Raw genomic sequence first — 6897 nt, 5'->3', positions numbered from 1 at the left:
GTGCCGCCCTCCTCCGCGCGGAGGAGGGCGGCACCCGTCGTGCGTCCCGGTGAGCGCCGTCAGGCCAGCAGCTTCTGCTTGGCCTGCTCGAACTCCTCGGGCGTGAGGTCGCCCCGGGCCTTCAGCTCGGAGAGCTTGTGCAGCTCGTCGACACCGCCGCCGGAGCCCGCCGCCTTCTGCACGTAGCTGCGGAAAGCCGCCTCCTGGTCGTGCAGCTGCTTGGCGTCCCGCTCCCCCATGCTCCGCCCGCGGGCGATCAGGTAGATGAAGACGCCGAGGTACGGCAGCAGGAGGACGACGATGAGCCAGCCGGTCTTGCCCCAGCCGCTCAGGGAGTGGTCGCGGAAGATGTCCGTGACCACCTTGAACAGCAGGAAGAACCACATGACCCAGAGGAAGAAGTACAGCATCGACAGGAAGACGTCGAGCAGGGGGTAGTCGTCCATCGGCCGGCTCCGTTCGCGTGGTGCGGAACTCCTTCCTACGCCCGGGCGGGGAGGTCCGCACGTCGGGAGCGCCCGACCGGGGGGCGGCCGGGCCCCTGGACCGTCGGCCCGGGAGGCTCACCCGCGGCGGCGCAGGACCAGCAGCGCGGCGTCGTCCTCCGGTTCGCGCACACCGGCCATCGTCTCGTCCAGGTGGTCCGCGAGTTCCTGCAGCTCCTCCGGCGCCGAACGCAGGGCGTCGGCCAGCCGGTCGAGGCCGGTGTCGATGTCCTCGCCGGGCCGCTCCACCAGCCCGTCGGTGAAGAACAGCAGGGTGTCGCCGGGGCCGAGGGTGAACGCGCTGCTGCCGTAGGGCCGGGCCTCGCCGGCCGTCCGGACGCCCAGCGGAGGGCCGTTGGCGATCAGCAGCGGCTCCACGGTCCCGTCGGCGCGCCGCACGTACGGCGAGGGGTGGCCGGCCGAGGCGGCGCGGACCATGCCGGTCGCGAGGTCGATCTCCGCGTAGAGGCAGGTGGCGAACCGGTCGACCTGGAGCTCGTCGAGGAAGCGGGAGGCGCGGGCGAGGACGCCGGCGGGGCTGTGGCCGTCGGTGGCGTAGGCGTTCATCGCGATCCGCAGCTGGCCCATGATGGCGGCGGCCTCGGTGTCGTGGCCCTGGACGTCGCCGATGGCGAACCCCACGCCGTGGTCGTCGAGGAGCATGACGTCGTACCAGTCGCCGCCGATGCGGGTGCCGGCGCGCGCGGAGCGGTAGCGCACGGCGACGTCGCCGAGCGGGATGTCGGGAATGCGGCGCGGCAGCATGGCGGACTGCAGTCGGGCCGCCATGTCGCGGGTCTGCTCGACGAGCATGACGCGGCGCAGCGCCTGCCCGACGGTGTCGGCGAGCCGGCCGAGCAGGGCGCGCTCCTCGACCGAGAAGTCGCCGCGGCCTTCGTAGGTCAGGCTCAGGGCCCCGATGGCGGAGCCGCGCACGACGAGCGGGAGGAAGGCGGCGGCCGTGGCCGTCGTGCCCTCCAGGTCCTCGGCCATCTGGGGGTAGGTCTCCAGGAAGGAGGCGCGGGAGACGAAGTAGCGGGGGCTGCGGCTGCGCACGACGTCGTTCATGGGCCAGTGCTCGGTGAGCCGGGCCCGGTGGGAGTCGAGGAAGCGGGCGTTGGTCTCGCCGACGACGCCGGCCAGCCGGATCCGGCCGAGGTCGACGATGCCGAGGCTGATGCCGTGCGCGCCGAAGCGGCGTACGGTCTCGGGTCCGGCGACGGTCCGGGCGACCTCGGTGACCGTGCGGGCGTAGAGCAGCGCGGCGCCGGTCTGGCGGACGGCGGCGTCGAGGCCGGCCGCGCCGCCCTGCTCCTCGGCCACGTCGTGGAGGGTGCCGACGATCCGGTCCGGCACGTCGCCCCGGCCGCGCACCAGCCGGCCGAGCGCGTGCACGGAGCGCACGGAGCCGTCCCGGCGGGCGACGGGGAAGGAGGCCCCCATCGACTCGGCCGCGCCGGTCTGCACGTCCCGCACGGACCGCAGGAGGCGGGCGATGCCGTCGGCGGGGACGCGGGCGGCGACCGCGTGCGGGTCGCCGTCGAAGCCGGTGCCGTCGAGGTCGAGGACGGACAGGGCCGTCGCGTCAAGGGCGAGGTAGGCGGCGTCCGGCTCCCACACGAAGCAGCCGGTGCGGCTGAGGGCGAGCACCTCGGCGGTGTCCATCGGCAGCCCGCTGAGGCTCACCACCTCGGTACCCATCGGTGCCTCCCGTCGGTTTCGGCGTTCGCTACTCACCATGCCCAAGTGTGGGTGGTGGGGCGAGCGGGAGCACCCGGTTCGACAGGACTTCGTCGGGACCACGCGGCCGGGGTGCGGTCCGCGGCGGGCCGGGCGGCCGGACGGACGGGGTGGCGCGTCAACGGCCCGCGGCGGCCGGGACGAACTCGCACCACACCGCCTTGCCGTCGCCCCGCGGCTCCACGCCCCAGCTGTCGGCGACCGAGTCGACCATCAGGAGCCCGCGGCCGGAGGTCGCCGCCTCGCCGGGGGTGCGGCGGCGCGGCCAGACGCTGGACCGGTCCTGGACCCAGAGCCTGACGCGGCGGACCGGCTCCGGCAGCACCTCCAGGGTCAGCACGGCTCCGCCCTCGGTGTGCAGCAGCACGTTGACGAGCAGTTCGCCGGCCGCCACCTCGACGTCGTCGGCGAGTTCGGTGAAGCCCCAGTCGTGGAGGCTGCGCCGCAGGGCCCGTCGCGCCTCGACCAGGTCCTCGGGGTCGGCCTCGTGGACGTAGGCGTGCATGCGCGGGGCCTGGGGGGTGCCGGAGTCGGGGGTGCGGCGCAGTACGAGCAGCGCCACGTCGTCGTCGGCGCCGCTCTCCTCCTGGCGTTCCGCGAGCCGGTCGGCGAGCGCCTCGGCGCCCGTGGGCCCCTCCCGTACGGCGTCGGCGAAGGCGGCCAGGCCGTCGGAGATGTCGAGACCGCGCTCCTCGACCAGGCCGTCGGTGCAGAGCACGAGGGTCTCGCCGGGGACCAGGTCGAGGCGGGTCTCGGGGTAGTCCTCGTCGTCGAAGTCGGTCGCGATGCCGAGCGGGAGGCCGCCGCGCAGCCGCGGCCAGCCGATCCGCCCGTCGGTGTGCCGCACCAGCGGGCCGAGGTGCCCGGCCCGGACGGCGCGGACGACTCCGGAGCCGAGGTCGATCTGGGCGTAGGTGCAGGTGGCGAAGCGCTCCGTGTCGAGCTCGCCGAGGAAGCGCGAGGCGCGGGAGACGACGGTGGCGGGGCTGTGGCCCTCGGCCGCGTAGGCGCGCAGGGCGATGCGGAGCTGGCCCATGACCGCCGAGGCGTGGGTGTCGTGCCCCTGGACGTCGCCGACGACGACGCCGATCCGGCCGCGCGGCAGCAGGATGACGTCGTACCAGTCGCCGCCGACGTTCCGGCCGCTGCGGGCGGCCCGGTAGCGTACGGCGATCTCCGCGCCGTCCACGTCGGGGATGGAGCGCGGCAGCATGGTGGCCTGGAGGTCGGTGGCGAGTGCGCGTTCCTCGTCGAACAGGATGGCCCGCTGCAGCGACTGGGCGACGATGCCGGCGAGGCCGATGCACAGGTCGCGGTCCTGGGCGGAGAACTCGGTGCGGCCGCGGAAGAACAGGCCGAGTCCGCCGATCGAGCGGGCTTGGGCGACCAGCGGCAGCAGGGCGGCGGCGTCCAGGCGCAGGTCGCGGAGGTAGGGGGCGAGCCGGGGGAAGCGGGCGGCGAGGTCGGGCAGCGAGGAGACGAAGTGGGCCCGCTGGGTGAGGACGGCCTCGGCGAACGGCAGCGACTCCGCCACCCGGTGCAGTTCGAGGTCGCCGCGGATCGCCATGGTGTGGCCGGCGAGGTCGAGCAGCTTCAGGTCGGCGCCGTCGACGAGGCCGAGCACGAGTCCTTCGGCGCCGAACCGGTGCGCGCCGCCGGGGCCGGTGAGCACGGAGGTGACGTCGTCGACGGTCACCGCCTGGGACAGCGCCTCGGTGGTCTGCTGGACCATGGCGCTGCGCCGCTGCCGGCCGGCCTCCAGGGAGCTGACGACGTCGAACTCGGTGAGTTCGGTGGTGGCGTCGCGGACGATGCCGACGGCCCGGTGCGCGACGCCGTCGCCGTCGCGCAGGACGCGGCCGCGCAGGTGGGTCCACTGCACGATGCCGTCGCGGCGCCGGATCTGGAAGTAGCCGCCGAACGAGGAGCGGCCGCCGTCGAGCGCCGTGCGGACGGCGGTCTCGATGCGCGCGCGCTCGCCGGCCGGCAACCGGTCGGCGAGGGAGCGCGCGGTGCCCCCGTAGCGGTCGGGCGGCACGTCGAGGACGGTGTGGGCGGCGGCGTCGAGGTCGAGCAGGCCCGTGTCGAGGTTCCAGTCGAAGCTGCCCATCCGGGTCAGCGCGAGGCGCTCCCCCGGTCCGATCTCCGCCCGCTCAGGTGCTGCCATGGGTGCGTGCTCCTCATGGTCCTCGGACGGCGGCCGCGTCATTCGAGCCTAGCTTTGCGGTGATTCGCCCGCATCTTCCGTTGCCTGGCGGTCGTTCGCCCTCGCCTCGGCGGTCCCGTCCGCCGTCTCGGGCAGCCAGCGCCTGGCCTCGGTGTCGTAGCCGTACGCGGTGCGGCCCCGGTGGCCGCTGGTGCGGAAGGGGCGTCCGGCGTCGTCGATGCGGACGGTGCCGGAGCGTCCGCCGGCGGTCCAGGCGAGTTCGAGGTACCACGCGCAGTCGCAGGCGGTGGTGCGGGCGGTGGTCAGCAGGATCTCGGGGTCGCGCGCCGAGACGCGGTAGGGGAAGGAGACGGCGGGGATCGGCGTGCCGGCGTCGTTGCCGGCCCGGGGGTGGGCGACGGGGCGGGGCACGTCGAGGTCGACGGCGAAGCGCCGGGGGGTGAGCGAGCCGCCGCAGCCGCCGTCCATCCGGTAGACCTCGCCCGCCGGCGGTGCGTTCCGGGCGACCACCCTGACCTGGAGGGACTGCAGGACGACGGTCGTCCCGCCGCGGCCCTGCACGGTGACGCGGACCTGGGTGTCCCCGGCGTGGACCGCGCCCAGAGACCGCGCCCAGGGCTCGGCGTCGGCCTGCACGGGCGGGGGCGGGACGGCCGAGGGCCGGCGGTCGAGGAGGTAGGAGTGGCCGCAGCCGCCCTCCCAGACGTGCTGGTCGACGCTCCAGGTGAACGGAAGTCCGGCCGCCGGTGCGGGGCGCGGCGTCGTGCTTGCGGGGCTCTTCCCCGGCCGCCCGGGACCGGGGAGCGCGTCGCCGGAGACGGAGGCCGAGGCGGAGGGGGAGGGGGTGGTGGACGGGCGGGGGCCCGAGGCGGTGGGCGTTGCCGATGTGCGGGGCTGCGGCTGGGCCGCGGGGGCCGCGCCGCCGGGCGTACGGGAGGAGACGGCGGCGGGGGGCCCGCCGGCCGCGAGCGGCGAGTGGTCGAAGGCCAGGATCAGCACGAAGGCGAGGACGGCGGCGGCCCCGCCGGTCGCGGCGTAGAGCATCCGGGCGCGGCGGGCCCGCCCGCGCGGGGGCTCAGCGGCGGACGGCCGCAGGGGGGTGCGGGGCCCGCCCGGCCCGGGGGGCGCCTCCCCGACGGCGGTGGCGGGCGGTCCCGTGGCGGCGGGCGCGTTCCCGGCGACCGCCGAAGCCGGCTCCGAGGCGGCTACCGCCTCGTCGGCGGCGGGCGAGGCAGCCACCGGGGCGCTCGGCCCGTCCCCGACGACCGCCGAAGCCGACCACGGTGCGCTCGCCGCGTCCTCGGCGGCAGGCGCGGACGGGGCCGGGGCGATGCCCGCCGGGCCGGCCTCCATCCGCTCCCGCCGGGCCGTGTCCGCGCCGACCCACAGCCGGTGCAGGGCGATGAGGTCCCCGCCCGTGCAGCCGCAGAGCCGGGCCAGCCGCTCCACCGGGGCGAACTCCGCCGGGACCGTGCTGCCGGAGCAGTAGCGGTGCAGGGTCGACGCGCTGACCCCCACCCGGCGGGCCAGCGACCCGTAGCTGCGGCCGGACCCCTCCCGTAGCCCGTGCAGCCGGCGCGCGAGCTCGGTCGCCTCGGTGTCGCTCGGTGTGCCCACGGTGTCCGCTCCCCTCGACCCGCTGTGGACGGCGTTCCACCCGCCCATGAGTTGCCACGTCATCGGGGGTGGAACGGTTCCAGCGTTCCACCCCGGGCCGGGACGCTTGCGGCCCTCGGGCGGCCGCTCGAAGCTGTTGGTCCGGACCGCGGCAGGTCGGCGGGCCGGACGCACGGACCGATCCGTATTTCCTTCGACAGCACGGGGACCCGACTTCATGAACATGTTCCGCACCACCGGCGTGACCGTCGCCGCCGCCGGTCTCGTCATCGCCTCGCTCGCCCCCGCGGCGTCGGCGACGCCGGGGCCGGCCTTCCTGTCCGCCCGTCAGCTGCCGCCGTCGAGCAGCCCCTGGCAGGCCGGGCCGGTGCGCGCCGGCGTCGCTCCGGACGCCTGCACGCAGAAGGCGACGCCGAAGAAGAAGAGCAAGCACCGTGAGTTCGGCACCGAGTTCGACACGAACGCCCAGCAGACGACGACCGTGCTCGCCACCCCGAAGGAGGCGAAGGCGCTGGCGACGAAGCTCCGCGCGGCCGTGCGGACCTGCCTGGCCCGGCTCCAGAAGCAGTACCCGACCCTGGAGGGCGAGACGAGGTTCCACGGGCGGATCGCCGTGGAGGAGGGGGCGCACGTCTACAGCCTGGACACCCGGGACCCCGTGGTCGGTCCTTCGGACATCGCGCTGTACTCGGTCGGCCGGGACGGGCGGACGGTGACGGTCGTCCGCTGGGCGCAGATGGGCGACCTGGACCACGCGCCGCTGGCCGCCTTCAAGAAGACCGCGCGCACGTCGGTGGCGAAGCTGTACTGAGCCGGTCGCGCGGTGCCGTAGGGCCACGGGGGTGTCGTACGGCACGGGGAGGAGGAGTGCGGGGGCCGCGATGGCGG

At 75.6% G+C, this 6897-nt stretch carries 5 protein-coding genes; 1 reads left to right on the top strand and 4 read right to left on the bottom strand.

Features of this window, described 5'->3' with window-relative positions; all coding sequences use genetic code 11:
• Positions 1–59: 59 nt before the first annotated feature.
• From ACFWEG_RS27570 to ACFWEG_RS27555, 4 genes are all read right to left on the bottom strand, one after another.
• Positions 60–446 (bottom strand): SHOCT domain-containing protein, encoded by a 387-nt coding sequence (locus ACFWEG_RS27570; protein ID WP_387220429.1) that lies wholly within the window; start codon positions 444–446, stop codon positions 60–62.
• Positions 447–563: 117 nt separating this feature from the next.
• The gene (locus ACFWEG_RS27565) at positions 564–2186 is read right to left on the bottom strand and encodes a PP2C family protein-serine/threonine phosphatase (RefSeq protein ID WP_387220427.1); all 1623 of its coding nucleotides are present in this window, start codon (positions 2184–2186) and stop codon (positions 564–566) included.
• A 157-nt stretch (positions 2187–2343) separates the two neighbouring features.
• Positions 2344–4392, bottom strand: a complete 2049-nt coding sequence (locus ACFWEG_RS27560; protein ID WP_387220426.1) for a SpoIIE family protein phosphatase — start codon at positions 4390–4392, stop codon at positions 2344–2346.
• 48 nt (positions 4393–4440) lie between these two features.
• A complete protein-coding gene (locus ACFWEG_RS27555) occupies positions 4441–6009 on the bottom strand; it encodes a helix-turn-helix domain-containing protein (protein WP_387220424.1) in 1569 nt (522 codons plus the stop codon).
• A 217-nt stretch (positions 6010–6226) separates the two neighbouring features.
• On the opposite strand from ACFWEG_RS27555, the gene ACFWEG_RS27550 reads away from it, so the two are divergent.
• Positions 6227–6820 (top strand): hypothetical protein, encoded by a 594-nt coding sequence (locus ACFWEG_RS27550; RefSeq protein WP_387220422.1) that lies wholly within the window; start codon positions 6227–6229, stop codon positions 6818–6820.
• The last annotated feature ends 77 nt before the right edge of the window (positions 6821–6897 follow it).

Source organism: Streptomyces sp. NPDC060194, assembly GCF_042728285.1.
Classification (GTDB): Bacteria; Actinomycetota; Actinomycetes; order Streptomycetales; family Streptomycetaceae; genus Streptomyces.
The sequence above is the reverse complement of the archived record's forward strand: the minus strand, read 5'-3'. Positions and strand labels throughout refer to the sequence as shown.

Excerpts from the sequence above, each read along its gene's own strand:
- ACFWEG_RS27570 (WP_387220429.1), bottom strand. The coding sequence starts at position 446 with ATGGACGACTACCCCCTGCTCGACGTCTTCCTGTCGATGCTGTACTTC.
- ACFWEG_RS27565 (WP_387220427.1), bottom strand. The coding sequence starts at position 2,186 with ATGGGTACCGAGGTGGTGAGCCTCAGCGGGCTGCCGATGGACACCGCC.
- ACFWEG_RS27560 (WP_387220426.1), bottom strand. The coding sequence starts at position 4,392 with ATGGCAGCACCTGAGCGGGCGGAGATCGGACCGGGGGAGCGCCTCGCG.
- ACFWEG_RS27550 (WP_387220422.1), top strand. The coding sequence starts at position 6,227 with ATGAACATGTTCCGCACCACCGGCGTGACCGTCGCCGCCGCCGGTCTC.